The organism is Halomonas sp. 18071143 (genome assembly GCF_019211725.1).
Classification (GTDB): Bacteria; Pseudomonadota; Gammaproteobacteria; order Pseudomonadales; family Halomonadaceae; genus Vreelandella; species Vreelandella stevensii.
In genome coordinates, this window is sequence record NZ_CP078120.1 from 2,726,771 (window position 1) to 2,746,058 (window position 19,288).

General features: G+C 61.7%; 18 protein-coding genes. 5 read left to right on the forward strand and 13 right to left on the reverse strand.

Annotated features, from left to right (window positions below; genetic code table 11):
- Positions 1 to 7 precede the first annotated feature (7 nt).
- Together KVY02_RS12770 and KVY02_RS12775 are read right to left on the reverse strand one after the other, a co-directional pair.
- Complete coding sequence (locus tag KVY02_RS12770; RefSeq protein WP_218313631.1) at positions 8 to 1,480, reverse strand: TolC family outer membrane protein; 1,473 nt, start codon at positions 1,478 to 1,480, stop codon at positions 8 to 10.
- A 147-nt stretch (positions 1,481 to 1,627) separates the two neighbouring features.
- Positions 1,628 to 3,586 carry a sigma 54-interacting transcriptional regulator gene (locus tag KVY02_RS12775; protein ID WP_371317427.1) on the reverse strand — a complete coding sequence of 653 codons (1,959 nt, stop codon included), beginning with the start codon at positions 3,584 to 3,586 and terminating at the stop codon, positions 1,628 to 1,630.
- Positions 3,587 to 3,886: 300 nt separating this feature from the next.
- On the opposite strand from KVY02_RS12775, the gene KVY02_RS12780 reads away from it, so the two are divergent.
- From KVY02_RS12780 to cynS, 4 genes are read left to right on the forward strand one after another with little or no spacing between them, the layout of a single operon-like run.
- Positions 3,887 to 5,305, forward strand: a complete 1,419-nt coding sequence (locus KVY02_RS12780) for a CmpA/NrtA family ABC transporter substrate-binding protein (protein ID WP_100731156.1) — start codon at positions 3,887 to 3,889, stop codon at positions 5,303 to 5,305.
- Positions 5,306 to 5,307: 2 nt separating this feature from the next.
- The gene (gene ntrB, locus KVY02_RS12785) at positions 5,308 to 6,165 is read left to right on the forward strand and encodes a nitrate ABC transporter permease (protein ID WP_096922563.1); all 858 of its coding nucleotides are present in this window, start codon (positions 5,308 to 5,310) and stop codon (positions 6,163 to 6,165) included.
- 10 nt (positions 6,166 to 6,175) lie between these two features.
- Entirely contained in the window at positions 6,176 to 7,132 is a 957-nt protein-coding gene (locus KVY02_RS12790; RefSeq protein ID WP_100731155.1) for an ABC transporter ATP-binding protein, read from the forward strand.
- A complete protein-coding gene (gene cynS / locus KVY02_RS12795; RefSeq protein WP_039176430.1) occupies positions 7,125 to 7,565 on the forward strand; it encodes a cyanase in 441 nt (146 codons plus the stop codon). Before KVY02_RS12790 ends, cynS begins: the two co-directional genes overlap by 8 nt.
- Positions 7,566 to 7,668: 103 nt before the next feature.
- Here cynS and xylB read toward each other — a convergent pair whose 3' ends face one another.
- From xylB to KVY02_RS12845, 10 genes are all read right to left on the reverse strand, one after another.
- The gene (gene xylB / locus KVY02_RS12800) at positions 7,669 to 9,153 is read right to left on the reverse strand and encodes a xylulokinase (protein WP_218313632.1); all 1,485 of its coding nucleotides are present in this window, start codon (positions 9,151 to 9,153) and stop codon (positions 7,669 to 7,671) included.
- Positions 9,153 to 10,640, reverse strand: a complete 1,488-nt coding sequence (locus KVY02_RS12805) for a mannitol dehydrogenase family protein (protein ID WP_218313633.1) — start codon at positions 10,638 to 10,640, stop codon at positions 9,153 to 9,155. Before KVY02_RS12805 ends, xylB begins: the two co-directional genes overlap by 1 nt.
- Positions 10,624 to 11,289 (reverse strand): nucleoside/nucleotide kinase family protein, encoded by a 666-nt coding sequence (locus KVY02_RS12810; RefSeq protein ID WP_218315085.1) that lies wholly within the window; start codon positions 11,287 to 11,289, stop codon positions 10,624 to 10,626. The genes KVY02_RS12805 and KVY02_RS12810 overlap by 17 nt, the downstream gene beginning before the upstream one ends.
- Before the next feature lie 7 nt (positions 11,290 to 11,296).
- Positions 11,297 to 12,082, reverse strand: coding sequence for an L-iditol 2-dehydrogenase (locus tag KVY02_RS12815; RefSeq protein WP_218313634.1), 786 nt, complete (start codon positions 12,080 to 12,082; stop codon positions 11,297 to 11,299).
- The gene (locus tag KVY02_RS12820; RefSeq protein WP_039176442.1) at positions 12,066 to 12,764 is read right to left on the reverse strand and encodes an HAD family hydrolase; all 699 of its coding nucleotides are present in this window, start codon (positions 12,762 to 12,764) and stop codon (positions 12,066 to 12,068) included. The genes KVY02_RS12815 and KVY02_RS12820 overlap by 17 nt, the downstream gene beginning before the upstream one ends.
- Entirely contained in the window at positions 12,761 to 13,918 is a 1,158-nt protein-coding gene (locus tag KVY02_RS12825; RefSeq protein WP_039176445.1) for an ABC transporter ATP-binding protein, read from the reverse strand. The genes KVY02_RS12820 and KVY02_RS12825 overlap by 4 nt, the downstream gene beginning before the upstream one ends.
- Positions 13,919 to 13,929: 11 nt before the next feature.
- Complete coding sequence (locus KVY02_RS12830; protein ID WP_096922556.1) at positions 13,930 to 14,778, reverse strand: carbohydrate ABC transporter permease; 849 nt, start codon at positions 14,776 to 14,778, stop codon at positions 13,930 to 13,932.
- A gap of 31 nt (positions 14,779 to 14,809) precedes the next feature.
- Positions 14,810 to 15,700 carry a carbohydrate ABC transporter permease gene (locus KVY02_RS12835; protein WP_039176453.1) on the reverse strand — a complete coding sequence of 297 codons (891 nt, stop codon included), beginning with the start codon at positions 15,698 to 15,700 and terminating at the stop codon, positions 14,810 to 14,812.
- Positions 15,701 to 15,782: 82 nt separating this feature from the next.
- Positions 15,783 to 17,105 carry an ABC transporter substrate-binding protein gene (locus KVY02_RS12840; protein ID WP_218313635.1) on the reverse strand — a complete coding sequence of 441 codons (1,323 nt, stop codon included), beginning with the start codon at positions 17,103 to 17,105 and terminating at the stop codon, positions 15,783 to 15,785.
- Positions 17,106 to 17,262: 157 nt separating this feature from the next.
- Positions 17,263 to 18,222 (reverse strand): sugar-binding transcriptional regulator, encoded by a 960-nt coding sequence (locus tag KVY02_RS12845; protein ID WP_193460774.1) that lies wholly within the window; start codon positions 18,220 to 18,222, stop codon positions 17,263 to 17,265.
- 119 nt (positions 18,223 to 18,341) lie between these two features.
- On the opposite strand from KVY02_RS12845, the gene KVY02_RS12850 reads away from it, so the two are divergent.
- On the forward strand, positions 18,342 to 18,653 hold the full coding sequence (locus KVY02_RS12850) for a Nif3-like dinuclear metal center hexameric protein (protein WP_016914566.1): 312 nt from the start codon (positions 18,342 to 18,344) through the stop codon (positions 18,651 to 18,653).
- A gap of 18 nt (positions 18,654 to 18,671) precedes the next feature.
- On the opposite strand, the gene KVY02_RS12855 is transcribed toward KVY02_RS12850, so the two are convergent.
- Positions 18,672 to 19,229 (reverse strand): NUDIX hydrolase, encoded by a 558-nt coding sequence (locus KVY02_RS12855; RefSeq protein WP_218313636.1) that lies wholly within the window; start codon positions 19,227 to 19,229, stop codon positions 18,672 to 18,674.
- Positions 19,230 to 19,288: the final 59 nt, after the last annotated feature.

The following is a 19,288-nucleotide window of genomic DNA, read 5'->3' on the forward strand; positions in this document are numbered from 1 at the left end:
GCCGCGCTCAGGCGCCTGGGGTAGGAGGAGCACCAATGTCCATCGCGCGCTGGTAAGTATCAGGCGCGTTGCTTTCAGGCAGGGTGAAGTTGACGCTGTCACCGGTCAGCCAGGCATTGACTTCCTCGATGGCCGCCACGTCCAGCATGCCCGACTGCTGGCGCAGCGACATCAGATTCACCACGTAGTCGTAGCGCGCCTCGGCGTAGCTGGCGATGGCGTTATAGAGGTTCTGCTCGGCATTCAGCACATCGACGATATTGCGGGTACCCACCTCGTAGCCTGCGCGCGTCGCTTCAAGAGCGCTGCGGGTAGACACGATGGCCTGGCGGCGAGCATCCACGGTTTCCACGTTATTGCTGACCTGGGTGTACAGCGAGCGCACCTGTTGGATCGTGGTGCGACGCTGAGACTCGAAGTCGTACTGGCTACTTTCGAGCTGGAAGGTACCCTGGCGAATACGCGCACTGGTGCTGCCACCGGTGTAAATCGGCAGGTTGGCGGAAACGCCTACCTGGCTAGAAGAGTTGTAGCCACTGACCACATCGCTGTCGCTGTCCGAGTATTGATAGTTGGCGAACGCCTGCACGGTGGGTAGACGCCCTGCTCGGGCGACTTCCACACCGGCCCGCGACAGCTCGATGCCTGCCCGCTGGGCCAGCACCTGCGGGTTGCGCTCCAGTGCCTGGTCGACCCAATAGTCACGGTCGGTGGGCGCAGGTAGCGCAATCGGCATGGCGTCGCCCAAGGCATCGATGTTGGCGTAACGCTGCCCGGTCAACTGCTCCAGCGCTTCGAACGCCACTTGCAGGCTGCTCTCGGCGGCAATGCGGTCGGCCCGAGACTGGTCGAAGCTGGCCCGCGCCTCCTCCACTCCGGTAATCGCAATCAGCCCGACCTCGAACTGCTCGCGAGCCTGCTCCAGCTGGCGGCCAATGGCGCGCTCTTGCGCCTGACGCGCTTCCAGAACCTCATGGGCACGCAGAATATCGAAGTAGGCGCTGACCACGTCGATGAGCAGCTGCTGTTCCGTCGCGGCCAGCAGGTAAACCTGCTGATCGATCTGGCGCTCGGCCTGGTTGAGTTCCTGGCGCGTCACGGCATTGAACAGCGCCTGGGTCGCTTCCAACGACAGCGATGCGGTGTTGTAACGGTCATCGCTGACCCCCACCGCGGCCTGGTCGGCACCCACGCCGACGCCCGCTCCCCGCGCAGAACCCTGGCTTTCGTACTGCTGGTTGTGCACGACGCTCCCGGAAGCATTCACTTGGGGCAGCAAGCCGCCGCGCGCTACGTCCCGGCCCGCCTCTACGCCAGAAAATTCGGCGCGTGACGAGGCAAGGGCGGCGTTGTTGTTCAACGCATCACGGGTGATGGTGACCAGGTCAGCCGCCTGGGCAGGCAGAATGAAGGAGGAGGTCAGCACGGCCATTAGCAAGGGGCGTAAAGGGGCATTGACTGCCCAGTGTGCTAGTCGCATGGGATTGCCTCTAGGTGTCAACGTTGGAAGACGCGCGGCGCCAGCCTGAAAGAGTGGGCATTATAGTTACATTCATGTATGTATGCCAGCCTTGAACTTGGCGAATTTGTGTGTACAAAGCGCCTACCCAGCCCAAGCCCTTTTACCTTAGTCCAATGCACCGTTGGTGGGGGGCTTTTTACGCTCACGGCGCTTGAATTGCCGAGGGTCGATGCCCCATTTTTGCAGCCGGGAGGCCAGCGTCGTGGGCTTGATCCCCAATAGCTCCGCCGCCCCACCCGCGCCAGAGATCTTGCCCTGTGTCGCTGCCAGCGCCTTCAGCGCATTGTCCCGCTGGCGCTGCTGTAGCGCCTGTTCGGTCATCGGCGTTTCGGCAAGGGGCTCGGCGCCCTTGTCACGCTCCGCCATGACCTGCCCCGGCACACTGGGCTCCGGCGGCAACAGGTCGTCGAAGCAGAGGCGGCGGTCCTGGGTCACGATCACCTGTCGTTCGATGACGTTTTCGAGCTCGCGGATATTGCCAGGCCATGGGTAGAGAGTCAGCAGCTCCAATTGGGCGGGAGGAATACGCACGCCCGGCTTGTTGAACTTCAAGCAGGCACGGTGCAGAAAATGTCGCGCCAGCAAAGGCACATCCTCAATGCGCTTGCGCAGCGGCACTGAATCGATGGGAAACACGTTGAGCCGGAAATAGAGATCCTCTCGGAAATGCCCGGCGTCGATCATCTCTTTCAAATCACGGTTGGTGGCCGCAATCACGCGCACGTCCACCTCGCGGGTGCGGTTGTCCCCCACTCGCTCGAACTGCTGATCCTGCAATACGCGCAGCAGCTTGCTCTGCAGCTCCAGCGGAATTTCTCCTACCTCGTCAAGAAATAGCGTGCCGCCGTGGGCCAGTTCGAAACGCCCCGGACGGTCCTGCATCGCCCCGGTAAAGGCCCCTTTGACATGGCCAAAGAACTCGCTTTCGAACAGATCTCGCGGTATGGCGGCACAGTTGACCCGAATCAGCGGCCGGTCGCTGCGCCCACTCCCGGCATGAATGGCCCTGGCAATCAGCTCCTTGCCCGTGCCGGACTCACCGCTGATCAAGACGTTGGCCCCGGTCGGTGCCACCATGGCAATCTGCTGGATCAATTTGGCCACCGCCGGGCTGTTGCCCACGATATTGCGGTGATTGACCTCTGCCTTGATCTCCTCCTGTAGGTATTCGTTCTCCAGCTCCAGCCGCCGCTTCAGCGACTCGACCTCCTCCAGGGCATCGCGCAGCTGCTGCTCTGCCCGCTTGCGTTCGCGGATATCGCGAAACAGCACCACGGCCCCCACCAGCCGCCCCATCTCGAAAATGGGGGTGCTCGTATACTCGACGGGAATCGCCTCACCGTTCTTGTGCCAAAACACTTCATCGTCGACGTGGTGCACCTGGCCATCGCTGAACGAGGCATGAATGGGGCACTGCTGCACTGGGAAATGCGAGCCATCGGCATGGGTATGGTGAAACATCAAATGCGCATCGTGGCCCACCATATCCTCGGTGCTCCAGCCCAGAATGCGCTCGGCCGCTGGATTGACGAAAGTGGTTCTGCCCTGCGCATCCAGCCCGTAAATGCCCTCTCCCGCGGCGCTGAGAATCAGCTGGTTCTGCCTTTCGATTCGCTCGAACACCTGCTCGACGCGCTGCCACCCTACATCCCCCTGGCGATGCTGACGCCCCAGCTCGGCCCGGGCGCGCCGCTGCTCGGCCTTCTGCCGGTCGATCAGGGTCAACAACAGCCGCGGGGTGTCCGGCAAACGCTCACCGAAGACTTCTACCCGGCGTGGCTGACGCACGCTGTCCAGCACCACCAGGTCATCCGACCACGCCTGCCCGGTAGTCAACACCTCATCGGTAAAGCTGACCCACAGCGGCAAGGAGGCGCTCAACCGATGGCTGAACGGCGACGCCCGCCAATCGCCCTCTTCCAGCATCAACAGTTGGCAGGCCGCCGCATTGGCAGCCACCAGCTCATCGGCCAGCGGGTCGACCACTAGCATGGCCAGCGGGGCATGGCTGGCCATGAGCTTGAGCGACGGCTCGCTCATCAACGGCTCGGTCGTCATGGGCATGGGGGGCATCTGCATCTCCTGGCGATGGCGGCGACATACCCACTACCCATACAAACAACGGGCCAATAACGATATTTCGTCATTTAAACAACGAAATATCGTTATTAACGAAAAATCGTTGTTTTCAAGCATGGCCTCCAAGATTCCACCAAACACCACAACTTATTGAATTTATGAATCTTTAAACAAAACGAACGGTTGTGGCACACAAGTCGCACTACCGAAACAGTGCCGCAACGCTCTGTTTCGCACCAAGACGGCGCAGCTAGAAGCCCATTTGCTCCTGAGAGGTGAACGCCCATGAAAGAGAACAATGACCACAGCAGTCTCGGCAACCCTTTCGATCACCGTCAATCGCTGATCCATGGCCGCCAGTGTGATTGCCACCAGTGCCACCCTGCCCGCCCCAGCGTACCTTCCCATCAGGCCACCCTGGCCGGTGGCGAAGCGCCGCCCAGCAATGCCGAACAGATCATGGATCGGGTGGTGGAGAGCGCGCTGGTTCGTGGCATCTTTGGCCATAGCGACATGCACCGCCGGCAATTCATGAAGCTGGTGGGTGGCGGCACCGCGGCGGCTGCCCTGGCCACGCTGCTGCCCATGGAGTCGATCAAGGCGGCGGTCAAGGAGAACCTCGGCCCGCTGGAGAAAACCGAGCTGGACATCGGCTTCATTCCGATCACCTGCGCCACGCCCATCATCATGGCCCACCCCATGGGGTTCTATGAGCGTTACGGCCTGAACGTCAATGTGATCAAGACCGCTGGCTGGGCGCTGATTCGCGATAACTCGCTGAACGACCGGTACGATGCCGCTCACATGCTCTCCCCCATGCCGTTGGCCATGAGCCTGGGGGCAGGTTCGACCCAGCGGGCCTTCGTGACGCCTGCCATCGAGAACGTCAATGGGCAAGCCATCGTGCTGCACAACGACCACCAGGACAAGCGTGACCCGCAGCAGTGGAAAGGCTTCACCTTCGGCGTGCCCTTCGAGTACTCCATGCACAACTTCCTGCTGCGCTACTACGTGGCCGAGCATGGCCTGGACCCGGATCAGGACATTCAGATTCGCGTCATTCCGCCCCCCGAAATGGTCGCCAACCTGCGCGCGGGCAACATCGATGGGTTTCTCTCCCCCGACCCGTTCAATCAGCGCGCCGTGTTCGAGCGCATCGGCTTCATCCACCTGCTCACCAAGGAGATCTGGGACGGCCACCCGTGCTGCGCCTTTGCCACCAGCGCTCGCTTTGCCCAGCAAAACCCCAACACCTACGGCGCGCTGCTGCGGGCGATCATCGATGCCACCCAATACTCGTCCGACCCGGCCAACCGTTCGGAAATCGCCGAGGCCATTGCCCCGACCAACTACCTGAACCAGCCGGTCACGGTGATCGAGCAGGTGCTGACAGGGCGCTTTGCCGATGGCCTGGGCAATGTTCAGAACGTGCCGGACCGGATCGACTTCGACCCCTTCCCCTGGCACTCCATGGCCGTCTGGATCCTGACCCAGATGAAGCGCTGGGGCTACATCGAGGGCAGCGTCGATTATCAGCAGATTGCCCGGGATGTCTTTTTGGCCAGCGAAGCACGCACGGTGATGAACGAGCTGGGCTACGACGCCCCCGAAGAGACCTCGCGCAACTACCAGATCATGGGCAAGACCTTCGACTACACCGACCCCGAAGGGTATCTGGCCAGCTTTGATATCCGCAGGAGCTAATCATGGACCGCACCACTACCGACTGGAACATCAGCCTGAACGTGCGCGCTGGCTTGTTAGCCTTCGTCCTGCTTGCCGTGCTGCTGGGGCTATGGGAAGGACTCGACCGCTCGCCGCTGCTGGGCGGCACGGAAGAGCTGAGCGAGTACGAACTGCTGCTGGGCGGGGCCGATGAAACGGCCCGCGTTCCCCCGCCGTCGGCGATTTTCGAGCGGGCATGGGAGCAGCTTTCCAACCCTTTCTATGATGCAGGCCCCAACGACAAGGGGATCGGCATCCAACTGGGTTACTCCCTTTACCGCGTGCTCAGCGGCTATCTCATGGCCGCCGTGGTAGCGATCCCCATCGGCTTTCTGATTGGCATGTCACCGCTGGCGTATAAAGCGCTCAACCCGTTTATTCAGGTCTTGCGGCCGATTTCTCCCTTGGCCTGGATGCCTCTGGCGCTGTTCATCATTCGGGATGCCGAAGCGTCAGCCATCTTCGTGATCTTTATCTGTTCCATTTGGCCGATGCTGCTCAATACCGCCTTTGGCGTGGCCGGTGTGCGCAGCGACTGGGTGAACGTGGCACGCACCCATGAACTGTCGCCGCTGCAAACGGCCTTCAAGGTCATTTTGCCCGCCGCGGCCCCGACCATTCTGACCGGCATGCGTATCTCCATCGGTATTGCCTGGCTGGTCATCGTCGCCGCAGAAATGCTCGTGGGTGGTACCGGCATCGGCTACTACGTCTGGAACGAGTGGAACAACCTGGACCTGACCAGCGTGATCTTTTCCATCCTGATGATTGGCGTCGTCGGCATGCTGCTGGATATGTCGCTGGGCTATGTCGCCCGTTTCGTCACCTACGCCGAATAAGGAGCCTGTCATGAGTCATGCCTTTGTAGAGGTGCAGAAGGCCGCCAAACGCTTCCCCGGCGCTGGCAAGGACGCTGCACCGCTCACGGTCTTCGAAGACATCAGCTTTCAGCTCAAGAAGGGCGAGTTCGTCTGCATCATCGGCCACTCCGGCTGTGGCAAATCCACCATCATGAATGCGCTGGCCGGGCTGGATCAGTTCTCCGAAGGCTCCATGGTCATGGATGGCAAGGAGATCCATGGGCCGAGCCTCGAACGTGGCGTGGTATTTCAAAACTACAGCCTGCTGCCCTGGCTCACTGCGCTGGACAACGTGCGCTTTGGCGTACGTGCCCGCTGGCCCGCCTGGAGCGAGCACGAAATCACCGAGCACAGCATGAAATACCTGACCCTGGTGGGCTTGAAAGAAGTGGTCGGCCGCAAGCCCGCCCAGCTCTCTGGCGGCATGCGCCAGCGGGTCAGCATCGCGCGTGCGTTTGCCACCAAGCCCAAGTTGCTGCTGCTGGATGAGCCCTTTGGGGCCCTGGATGCCCTCACCCGCGGCGTCATCCAGGACGAACTGGTCAAGATCTGGAGCCAGGACCAGCAGACCGTGTTCATGATCACCCACGACGTGGACGAAGCCATTCTGCTGGCCGACCGTATCTTCCTGATGACCAACGGCCCCCAGGCGCGGATTGCCGAAGCGGTCGAAATCGACCTGCCACGGCCGCGCCAGCGGGCGGAGATCGTCAAGCATCCCCACTTTTATACGATTCGCAACTACCTCGTCGACTTCCTGGTAAACCGCTCCAGTGAGCTACGCACCCAGGAGTCCGACGGCAAGGGCCTGCGCTACCCCACACCGGTCAACCCCGTGACCCTGGCAGAAGGCAGCGCCTCGCCCGACTCCACCCCGGCACCCAAGAGCGTGCCGCCCCAGGAAAAGCTGGTCACATTTACTCCCAAGGAGATCCGTCATGGATAAGCTTGAAATGCGTCACACCCTTCTCGCCGCCAAGGCACGCAAGCAAATGAGCTGGGACGAGATTGCCAGCGCGGTCGGCATGTCACCGGTCTGGGTGGCGTCAGCCTGCTACGGCATGAACAGCGCCAGTGCCGATGTCGCCCATAAACTGTGCGACGTGCTGGAAGTCGATGGCGACGTGGCCACCGCGCTGACCGCCTTCCCCACCAAGGCATGGGATGAGGCCATTCCTCAGGACCCCTTCATCTACCGCCTGTACGAAGTGGTCGGCGTTTACGGTGAAACCCTCAAGGATGTCGTGCAGGAGAAGTTTGGCGACGGCATCATGAGCGCCATCGACTTCACCATGGAGATGGAAAAGATCGAAGACCCCAAGGGCGACCGCGTGCTGCTCACCCTGAACGGCAAGTTCCTGCCTTATAAGTCCTGGTAAGCCGCCTGGGGACACCCCGCCCTGCTGCCACGCCAGCGCCTGTCGATGAGACAGGCGCTGGCGTTATGGTGCATAGAGTGAGCGGCATTTGAAGCAATGGGTATTAAAGCGAGTGACGCTGCGCCAACAGCGCCAGGTAGCGCCGATACGCCTCATGGTACGCGGCCACACGCTGGGGATCCGGCTCTGCCAGTGAGGCAGCGTCCAGGTGAACCAACCGCTCGCAGAGCGAGGCCAGGCTCACGCCCTCGGGGCCCAGGTCGCACCAGGCCGCCTGAATGGCGGCGCCCAGAGCGGCGGCATCGGTGATCTCAGGGCAGATCACTTGGGTATTGGTCATGTCGGCCACCATTTGCCGCCACACGGGGCTGTTCGCACCGCCGCCGATCAGCCGAATCTGGCGGGTACCTGCGGCCAGTTCTCCCAACAGTTCCAGCCCGTAGCGCAGGCCAAAGGTAGCGCCTTCCATCACCCCACGACACAGGTTGGCCTGGGTCATGTTCACGCTGGTCAAGCCCAGAAAGTCGCCAGAGGCATCCGGCAACATGGGTACCCGTTCCCCGTTGAAGAACGGCAGTACCGTCACGCCTTCGGCGCCAATCGGGGCGCTGGCCACCCGCTCGCCAAAGGCCGCCAGATCCAGCCCGAACAACTCGCGCACGCGGGTCGTTGCCGACGTGACGTTCATGGTACAGATCAGCGGCAGCCAGCCACCGTGGCTGGCGCAGAAGTTGGCCACCATGGCGCTATCGCAGACCACGGGCTCGGGTGAGTAGGCACATACCGTGCCGGAGGTTCCCAGGCTCAAGGTAATCAAGCCACGGGTAATATTGCCGGTGCCAATCGCCCCCATCATGTTGTCGCCACCGCCGGAAGAGACGATCACGCTATCGCTCAGCCCCAGCTCTTGCGCTACCAATGGGCGGACTCGACCAACGGGCTCCCGGGGCTCGATGAGGCGTGGCAGCACGCGCTCAGGGTCGAGTTCTGGCGCAATGGCGGCGAACACCTCTTTTTGCCAACGCTGGGTACGGGTGTCGAAATAGCCAGTGCCCGAGGCATCGCCTGCCTCGGTGACCCGCTCACCGGTCAGCCAGAAATTCAGGTAGTCATGGGGCAGCAGCAGCGTGGCGATACGCTGATAGGCGTCCGGATGGTGCTCGCGAAGCCAAGCCACTTTCGAGGCGGTATAACCGGTTTGCAGCACCAGGCCAAGCTTCGCCAGGCAGCCCGCTTCCCCGCCTAACGCCTCGACCAGCGCACTGTTTTGCGCGCTGGTTTCGGTATCACACCACAGCTTGGCGGGATACACCGGCACGCCGTCGGCATCGAGGGCCACCATGCCATGCTGTTGACCGGAAACGCCAATGCCGCGTACCTGTCGGGCATCGATGCCCGACCGCTGAATGGCCTCGGAAAACGCCCCCTTGAGCGCCGCCAACCACTCGGCGGGCGCCTGCTCGCGGCGGCCGTGTTCGCCTTCGTCCAGGCGGTGCGGGCGGCTGCCTTCCCCCAGGATGACGCCACGCTCCACATCCACCACCACGACCTTGGTACTCTGCGTACCGCAATCCACCCCGATATACATCACACGGTTCCTTTCGACGCGACCAGAGCTTCAAGGGTAGCCCGTGCGCCCCGCTCATGCAGCGACTTCAGCGCCTCCAGGTAGGCATCAAGGAAGCGGGGCTGCTCTGCCAGGTCGCCAAACAGCTCGCGGTTTTCCACGAAGGCCGCCGGGTGGGTGCGGTTATTGGCGGCAATGGCCATCAACGGCTCCCGCAGGCGGTCCACGATCTCGATGGGGTTGCCCTGCTCGTCGACGCCCTCGGCATAGCGTGCCCAGCTGGCCACCACGGCAGCGCTGCGCTGGATCTCGCCGCCCTGAGCAAGCTGCTGGCGAATCACCGGCACCAACCACTTAGGAATACGATCCGAGCTTTCCGCGCACAGCCGCGCCAGGGTGTCTCTGATTTGAGGATTGGCAAAGCGCTCGATCAGCGTCAACTGATAGCTTGCCAGGTCCACCCCCGGCACGGGGGCCAGCGTCGGCGTGCCCTCTTCGCGCATGTACCCCAGCAAGAACTCCACGAACAGCGGGTCCTGGCACACCTCATGGGCGTAGCGATAGCCCGCCAAATAACCAAAATAAGTGAGCGCCTGGTGGCTGGCATTGAGCAGGCGCAGCTTCATCAGTTCGTAGGGCTCGACATCATCGACGACCTGAACGCCAACGTTCTCGAACGCCGGGCGACCCAAGGGGAAGTGGTCTTCCAGCACCCATTGGGTAAAGGGCTCGCACACCACGGGCCAGGCGTCTTCAACACCAAAGCGCTGGGCGAGCTCTTCGATATCCGTAGGCGCGGTCACCGGTGTGATACGGTCCACCATGGCGTTGGGAAACGCCACCTCGGTAGCCAGCCAGTCACCCAGCTCTGCACTTCGGGCGCGGGCGTAGGCGCTGAACATGCGCTTGGCCACGTCGCCGTTGCCCTGAATGTTGTCGCAGGACATCACCGTAAACGGCGCAATGCCCCGTGCCCGGCGGCGCACCAGGGCTTCCACCACAAGGCCAAAGCTGGTGGAGGGGCGCTCTGGATGGGCGAGATCGTCGCGCACCTGAGGAGCGTCCAGATTGAATTCTCCGGTGACCGGATGAAAGTTGTAGCCACCCTCCGTGACCGTGAGCGACACGATTTTGATGGCGGGGTCCGCCATTGTTTCGATCACCGCGTCGGGGTTCTCCGGGGCAAACAGGTAATCCACCATGCTGCCAATCACCCGGGGCCGATACTCGCCATCGGGGTATTTCACCACTAGGGTGTAGAGGAAATCCTGAGCTGCCAGCACCTGCTGCATGCGCTTGTCGCCGGGCATGACCCCGACCCCCACGATCCCCCACTCCAGCGCTTCGCCCTGGTTCATCAGAGCATCCACGTACATCGCCTGATGAGCACGATGAAAGCCCCCGACCCCTATATGCACGATGCCGGGGGTCAGTGCCTGTCGGTCGTAAGCAGGTCTCTGTACGGCCTGGCCGAAGGCCGCCAGCGTATGGTTATTCAACGAGATCATGGTCACTCTCCGATAAGGCGGACAGGGATGGTCGCCAGCGCTGGTCAGGTGATACGCTGCGCGTTTTCACCAGAGCCGCGTTGAGCATGTCTTTCTGGTGGGTTCGCTCCATGGCACCCGCGAGGTCCTGCCCCATGCACAACCAGCGCTGTATCAGCCGCTCGGCCAGCACGGTATCCTCCACGTCGATGAACAGCGTCCAGTCGAACAGAGAACGCAGCGCTCGCCAGGGCTCCTGGTCGAGCAGCAGATAATTGCCCTCCACGATCACGATGCGATGCTCGAGCGTGATCAAGCGCCCCCCGGCCCTCGCCAGGTCCAGCGGGCGATCGAAAATGGGCACGGCCACCGGACGGTCAGCGCGACGAATACGCGCCAGGTCGTGGCGAAGGCCGTCCACGTCGAACGTATGCGGCGCTCCCTTGAGCGGGAGCTGCTCTTCCCCCAGGACAGCGTTATCGAAGTGATAGCCATCCATGGGCACGACCGCTGCCACCCTTGGCTGGCGCTGATTGAGCGCATCGCACAGCAGGGCACTCCCGTAAGACTTGCCAGCACCGGGCGGCCCGGCCAGGGCAACCATGTAGCGCGCTTGGCCTTGCGCGGCATCCAGCAGTTGGTGGCTCAACGAAACAACATCAGGGCTCATTGGCATCTCAGCTCATCCAGTTGCCGCCATCGACGTTGAGGGTCTGGGCCACAACATAGTCGCTGTCCTGGCTGGCCAGAAAGACGGCAGCACCGGTGTGGTCCTCCGGCAGCCCCATCCGCCCGTAGGGCACGGCCTCGCCCACCAGGCGCTTTTTCTCGCCCAGCGGGCGGTGCTCGTAGCGGGCAAACAGCGCATCGACCTCTTCCCACATCGGCGTATCCACCACGCCAGGGGCAATGCCGTTGACGTTGATGCGATGTTTGATCAAATCGAGCCCGCAGGATTGGGTCAGGCTGATCACGGCGGCTTTGCTGGCACAGTAAACGCTCACCAGGGGCTCGCCTCGTCTGCCCGCCTGCGAGGCCATGTTGATGATCTTTCCACCCTGCCCCTGGGCCACCATGGCGCGAGCCACGGCCTGCAGGGTGAAAAACATGCCTTTGGTATTCACCGCGAACTGTTTGTCGAAGCTGGCTTCGGTGACCTCCAGCACGGGCGCCATGTCGAAGACCGCGGCGTTGTTGACCAGAATGTCGATACCGCCAAAGCGCTCGGAGACCTTGCTCACCATGGCGTCGATGGACGCCTGGTCGCATACGTTCAGCACCACGCCCATCACCCGTTCGGCGTCGGCATCCTGCTGGAGCGTGATGAGCGCTTCGTCGACGGCTCGGGCATCGATGTCGGCCACCGCGACGCTGGCTCCTTCCAGAAGATAGCGCCGAGCGATGGCCAGCCCTATCCCCCGGGCGCCGCCGGTAATCACGGCCCGTTTATCGCGTAGTTTCATTGTGATCGTGTCCTTGCAGGTAGAGTTGCCACTCATCGACCAAGGCATGCAGCCCACGCATGTGTAGCAGGATTCGCCAGGCGCCAGCGGCCAGCAGTCGCGCATGTTGGCGGTCATCCACATGGCTGGCACCGACAAAGCCAATCACCTGCATGCCTGCCGCCCGGGCAGCCGTCACTCCGGCCACGCTATCCTCCACCACCAGGCACTGCTCAGGAGGGCAGCCAAGCCTGCTCGCGGCCAGGTGATAAATGGCCGGGTCTGGTTTCGGGTGGTCGACCTGCTCGGCGGTGAAGATGGGCACGTCTCCCAATACGTCGGCCAATCGCGTGGTCGCCAGGGAGGCCTCCACACGGCGACGACGGCTGTTGGAAACGATGGCCTTGGGCAGACTGATGCCACTTACCGCTCGGTGCACACCCTCGATGGCGGTCAGCTCACGCAGCAGCCGCGACTCGATGGCTTCATCCACCTGCTCAGATGCATCCGCTGGCAGCGCATGGCGGCTCTGCTGCTCGAGATGGTGCAGAATATCGGCCGTCGTCATGCCCAGGGCTTGCCCCAGCAGCGTCGGTATATCCAGGTCTGGCAGCCAGTGGGTCAGGTAGGTTTCCAGGGTCTGCTCGGCGAGAAACTCGCTGTCCACCAGAACACCGTCACAATCAAAGATCAGTGTCTTCATGCGTGCCCTCCGGGTAGCTCTGGCTCGCTGGCGGCACGGTTGTCCTGGCGTGTCAGGCTGGCCAACGGATGGCGAGAAAGGCTCTCCAGTGCCAGGCCTTGGGCGTCGAAGAGATGCGCGCGCTGCGCATCGAAACCGAACGTCACGGTATCGTTCACACGGTAGGCCACGTCACCGTCGGCCATGATCGTGATCAGCAGCTCGCCCATTTGCACGTACAGCGAGGTTTGCCCGCCCAGCCGCTCCAGCACCTTGATTTGGCCACTCAAAGGGCCGTTTTCATCCAACTGCAGATGCTCCGGGCGAATGCCCAGCTCCAGCGCTTCGTCGCTGGCGAGCCGTTCACCTGCTACCGGAATGGTGCAGAGTCGCCCACCGGGCAGGCGCACGGTGACACCATCATCGCCAAGGGAGCGCTGCTCGACGCTGAAGAAATTCATCTTGGGCGAACCAATGAAACCTGCCACGAACCGGTTACGCGGGTGGTGGTAGAGCGCCATGGGCGAGCCTACCTGCTCTACCACGCCATCGTGGAGCACGACGATTTTATCGGCCATGGTCATGGCCTCTATCTGGTCGTGGGTGACGTAAATCATCGTCGCGTCCAGCTCTTCGTGCAGCCGCGCCAGCTCGATACGCATCTGCACCCGCAGCGCCGCATCCAGATTGGAGAGCGGCTCGTCGAACAGGAAGATGCTGGGATTGCGCACGATGGCGCGACCAATGGCGACCCGCTGGCGCTGGCCGCCCGAGAGTGCTTTGGGCTTGCGGTCCAGCAGCGGTTCTAGCTGCAGGATCCGGGCGGCTTCCAGCACCTTGGCGCGGCGCTCCTCTTTGGGCACCCCGGCCAGGCGCATGCTGAAGCCCATGTTGCCCTCGACGGTCATGTGCGGGTACAGCGCATAGCTTTGAAACACCATGGCCAGCCCTCGGTCGGCGGGGCCCACCTCGTTCATGCGCTGGCCATCGATGAGAATATCGCCGTCACTGGCGCTTTCCAGCCCGGCGATCATGCGCATCAGCGTGGATTTGCCGCAGCCGGAAGGCCCCACGAACACGACGAACTCACGATCGTTGACGTCGAGGTCGATGCCCTTGATGACCTGGGTGTCGCCAAACTGCTTGGTGATGTTTTTCAGTTGCAAGGTTGCCATGGAAAATTCCTTTACTTGACGGCACCAAAGGTCAGGCCGCGCACCATTTGTTTTTGGGTCATCCAGCCGAGCATCAGGATGGGCGCAATGGCCATGGTGGACGCCGCCGACAGCTTGGCCCAGAACAACCCTTCAGGGCTCGAGAAGGAGGCAATGTAAGCGGTCAACGGTGCCGCTTTCGACGAGGTGAGATTGAGACTCCAGAACGCCTCGTTCCAGCTCAGGATCACCGACAGCAGCCCGGTAGAAGCAATGCCCGGCAAGGTCAGCGGCAGCAGCAGGAAAAATACCTCTTGCAGGGTAGAGGCGCCGTCCATACGGCCCGCTTCGAGGATGTCCTTGGGCATGTCCTTGAAGAAGGTGTAGAGCATCCACACCACGATGGGCAGGTTCATCAAGGTGTAGATGATGATCAGCCCGGTACGGGTATCCAGCAGTCCGACATCGCGGAAAATCAGGTAGATAGGTACCAGAACTCCCACCGGCGGCAGCATCTTGGTAGAGAGCATCCACAGCAGCGTGCCTTTGGTGCGTTTGGTGGGCAAGAAGGCCATGGCGTAAGCCGAGGGAATGGCAATCAGCAAGGCTAAAAACGTGGAGCCAAACGCGACGGCCACGCTGTTCAAGGCAAAGCGGGCATAGCCCGAGCGGGCCTGAACGGCCTGGTAACTTTCGAGGGTAGGCGAAAAAATAAAGCTGGGGTCGGCGATCGCCGCCGTTTCGGTTTTGAATCCGGTCAGCACCATCCACAGGATGGGAAAAAAGATCACCAAGGCCACGGACCAGCCCAGCAGGGTCAGCAGTAGCTGCCGCAGCGGTAACGAACGTGCGTTGGCGGAGGCGTTACGATGCAGGGTCATACAGAGACTCCCAAGGCCCAAAGAGCCGACGTTAATCTTCCAGGTTTCTGGCAACCATTCGGACGAGGAAGATGGCGACGATATTGGCGAGAATGATGGCGATCACCCCACCCGCCGAGGCCATGCCCACATCGAAATCCAACAGCGCCTGGATGTAGATCAAATACGCCAGGTTGGTGGTAGCAAGTCCTGGCCCACCGGAAGTGGTGACAAATATCTCGGCAAAAATCGTCAGCAGGAAGATCATCTCGATCATGATCACCACGCTGATGGCACGCTTGAGGTGCGGCAGCGTGATGAAGAAGAAAATCGCCAGCGGCCCCGCTCCGTCCATGCGTGCGGCTTCCACCTGATCTTCGTCCAGCGACTGCATGGCGGTCAGCAGAATCAGCAGCGCAAACGGCAGCCACTGCCATGAGACGATGATGATGATGGACGTCAGCGGTAGCGCCGAGAACCAGTCCACGACGGGAAGCCCCAGCGATTGCGACAGCCAGGCCAACACCCCATTGGAGGGGTGCATCATCATGTTTTTCCAGACCAGGGCACTGACCGTGGGCATGACGAAGAAAGGCGAAATCGCCAGCACCCGGGCAATGCCCCGCCCGGCAAACTCTTGCTGGAACAGCACCGCCAGCAGCGTGCCGCCCACCACTGTGATGACCAGTACCCAGCCCACCAGCAGCAGCGTGTTGGCCATGGCTTTCCACAGCGCGGGGTCGGTGAGCAGATACTCATAGTTTTCCAGCCCCGCGAAGCCGGTCATCTCCGGCATCAACAGGTTGTAGCGCTGAAAAGAGAACCAGACCGTCATGCCCAACGGCACGATCATCCAGAGCAGCAGAAGAGTCACTGCGGGCGCCTGAAGCGATAGCGTCCTCAGCCCGCCGACCGTTCGGCCAGAAGCACGTGTTCTATTCATGACAATACCTGCAAAAAACGGTCCCGCCAGGAGCCTGGGCAGCGCCTCCCCCTGGCGGGGCAAGCGCTGCCACCTTCAGGGCTCAGCGTTGGATATAGCCCGCACGCTGCATGGCGCGCTCGGTAGTCCGCTGAGCGTTATCGAGGGCTTGCGCCACGGAGGTTCCGCCGGTGAGCGCTGACGCGATGGTCTGGCCCACCTGAGTACCAATCGACTGGAACTCGGGAATGCCGACAAACTGGACGCCGATATAGGGGTTGGGCTCCAGGCTGGAGTCGGTGGGGTCGGCGTCCTTGATGGCATTCACCACGAAGTCGGCAAAAGGAGCCGCCTCGATGTACTGCGCATTGGCGTAGGTGGACTCACGGGTACCCGGGGGCACGTTGGTCCAGCCGTTGGTCTCACCCACCAGCGCTATGTACTCTTGTGACGTGGCCCAGGTGATGAACGACTGCGCCGCCTCCTTGTGCTCGGAAGAGGCAGGGATAGCCAGAGCCCAGGACCACAGCCAATGCGAGCCCTTGGGCGTTTCGGCAATGGGCGCAGGGGCAAAACCCAGCACGTCGGCGACGTCTGATTCATTCGCGTCATAGAGCTTGCCAGCAGCCGAGGTGGCATCGACCCACATGGCACAGTTGCCCCGGGAGAAGAGCGCCAGATTTTCGTTGAAGCCGTTGGAGCTGGCGCCAGGCGGCCCGTAATTGCCCAGCAGGTCGACATAAAACGCGATGGCGTCGTTCCAGGCTTCGGAATTGATTTCAGGGTTCCACTGCTCATCGAACCAGCGGCCACCGAAGGTGTTCACCAGCGTCGAGACGAAGGCCATGTTTTCACCCCAGCCCGGCTTGCCACGCAGGCAGATGCCCGCCAACCCCGGCTCGCTGCCGTGCAGTTGCTCGGCCCAGTCGTGCACCTGCTCCCAGGTGGGCTGATCAGGCATGTCGATACCGGCCTGCTCGAACAGGTCGGTGCGGTAATACATCATCGAGCTTTCGGCATAGAACGGCAGCGCATGCAGTGTGCCCTCCAGGCTCAGGCCATCACGCACCGATGCCAGCAAATCGTCTTCGTGGTAGTCGTCGGGCAGGTCCATCAGGGGTTCGAGCCAACCCCGCTCTGCCCAGATCGGCACTTCATAGGTGCCAATGGTCATCACGTCGAACTGCCCGCCACCGGTGGCAATATCCGTCGTCATGCGCTGGCGCAGCACGTTCTCCTCCAGCACCACCCAGTCCAGAGAGATATCCGGATGAGCCTCCTCGAAGGCACTGGTCAGGCTCTGCATGATGACCATGTCGTTATTGTTCACCGTCGCCACGGTGAGCGTTGTCTGAGCATGGGCGTGCCCCGCTACCGCGATGGCGGCTGCCAGGGTCGTAATGGGCAAGTGACGTGCAAGACGCATGAGGTTCTCCTTGTGGCAGGTATTGGCATTATTGTTACCTTGATCACATTGATCATTAACCGAACAAATGATCGTACGCAGACCAAAAAAAAGCAAAGCCTGACCTCTTAGACTTTACGCTAATTCATTCAATGGCTTGCATATTGCACCTGCACACTCAGCCAGCATCGGATACCGCAAGGATGTGCCTGGCGGCACGCTCATCGGTGATCAGCCCCTTCAGCCAGCCGCCCCGCAGCGCCGCTAGAATAGCAGGCGCTTTGTCCTGGCCACCGGCAATGCCCACCATCAGGTGCTTGCCGAACCGTTCCAGAGGCAGGCTGGTCACCCGCCGTGTGATGGAGCAGTCGATCACCTGCCCGTCGCGGTCCAGGGGCCAGCCCAGCAGCTCACCCACGGCTTCACGTCCCAGCAGCTCGTCCAGCTCGCTCTCGCTGATGAAGTGGTCCTGGAACAGGGTAGCTTGCCGGTCGATGCGCCCGATCCCGATGAAGGCCGCTTCCGACTCCCGGGCCACGTCGGCAATGGCCCTGAACAGCCGCTGGGACAGCATGGCCTCTTTTTCGGCCAACGACTCCGCCACGACCGGGGCAGGCAGTAGAAAACGTTCGCCGCCGGTTTTGTCCGCCAGCACCATGACCGCGTCATAGCGGTTTGCCGAGCCATCACGCGCGACGTTGCCCACCAGCGAGACGAAACGGTGCTGAGGACGCTCCACACGACTCAGCGCCTCCACCGCCGCCCGCACCGAACGGCCCGTGCCCAACGAGAGTGTCAGCGGTTCGCTGCGCTCGACCAACCGCGCGATGCGCTCTGCGCCTGCCACGGCCAGGTAATAGGCAGCCCCTTCCGGCGCCTGCGCATCGGCCGGCACCACATCACAGTAGGTCAGGCCAAACCGTGATCTCAACGCACTGCCCAAGGCCATACAGGTCGAAATAGGGTGATCGATATGCACTTTCACCAGCCCTTCCTGGCGAGCCAACGCCAACAAGCGCTGCACGCCTGGCCTGGAGACTCCCAGCTGGATGGCAATGTCGTCCTGGGTCATGCCGCCGACGTAAGACATCCAGGCCGCCCTGGCGGCCTGGTCGAGCTTCACCTCGAATTTATCCATGGAATGCTCGCTACCTCATGCTCAAAAACGCCATCATACAAAGCTCAAGACAAGACCAGTAGTGTCCTATCCGCTAACATGGGCACCTTGTCAGGCTCCCCGAATAGAGGCTTATTGTCATGTATAAACTCGCTTTTTTTGTTCCTGTTGACCATGTGGAGAGCGTCAAGCGCGCCGTGTTCGACGCGGGTGCGGGGCGTATCGGTGATTATGAGCACGTCTGTTTCCAGACCCGCGGCACCGGCCAGTTTCGGCCGATGGAGGGCGCCGAACCGCATATCGGTCAGGTAGGCACCCTGGAAAGGGTGGAAGAGTTCAAGGTGGAGCTGGTTTGTGACGACGCGCACATCCAGGCGGCCATTGCCGCCCTCAAGCTGGCCCACCCCTACGAGGAAGTGGCCTACGACGTGTGGCAGCTGGCCAACCTGTAGGCGCTCCCCCCTGCCCCATCAGGCACTGCCGAAGTAGCGCTCGCGGTCTTCGGGGGTGATCTTGCTGATGTGCAGCGAAAATTCCGCCTGCTGGCGATCTTCGAAGTAGTGCCGCAGGGTCCGTTCGATGGTGGGGAAGGCCAGCGCGTCCCAGGGGATTTCGTGCTCTTCGAAAAGCGCCACCTCCAGGCTTTCTGGTCCGGCACTGAAGCCACCCACCAGGTCGGCACGAAAAATCATGTAGACTTGATTGATGTGCGGCAGGTCGATCAAGGTGTACAGGTCTCCCAGCGCGACTTCGGCGAAGGCCTCTTCCCAGGTCTCCCGGGATGCGGCCTGCTGCGTGGTTTCAGCGTTTTCCATATAGCCTGCCGGCAGCGTCCAATACCCTTTGCGCGGTGCAATGGCGCGTTTGCACAGCAAGACCTTCGAGCCGCTCACCGGCAGCGTACCCGCCACAATGCGCGGATTCTGGTAGTGAATGGTACCGCAGGCATCGCACAGGTAGCGGGGGCGGTCATCTCCTTCAGGCACCGCAAAGCGGACTTTTTCACCACACTGACTACAAAAGTTCATCGCGTTTTCTCTATGGCTGGAAGGGCGAGCTATCAACGCGCTTGACGCTGATCGTCATG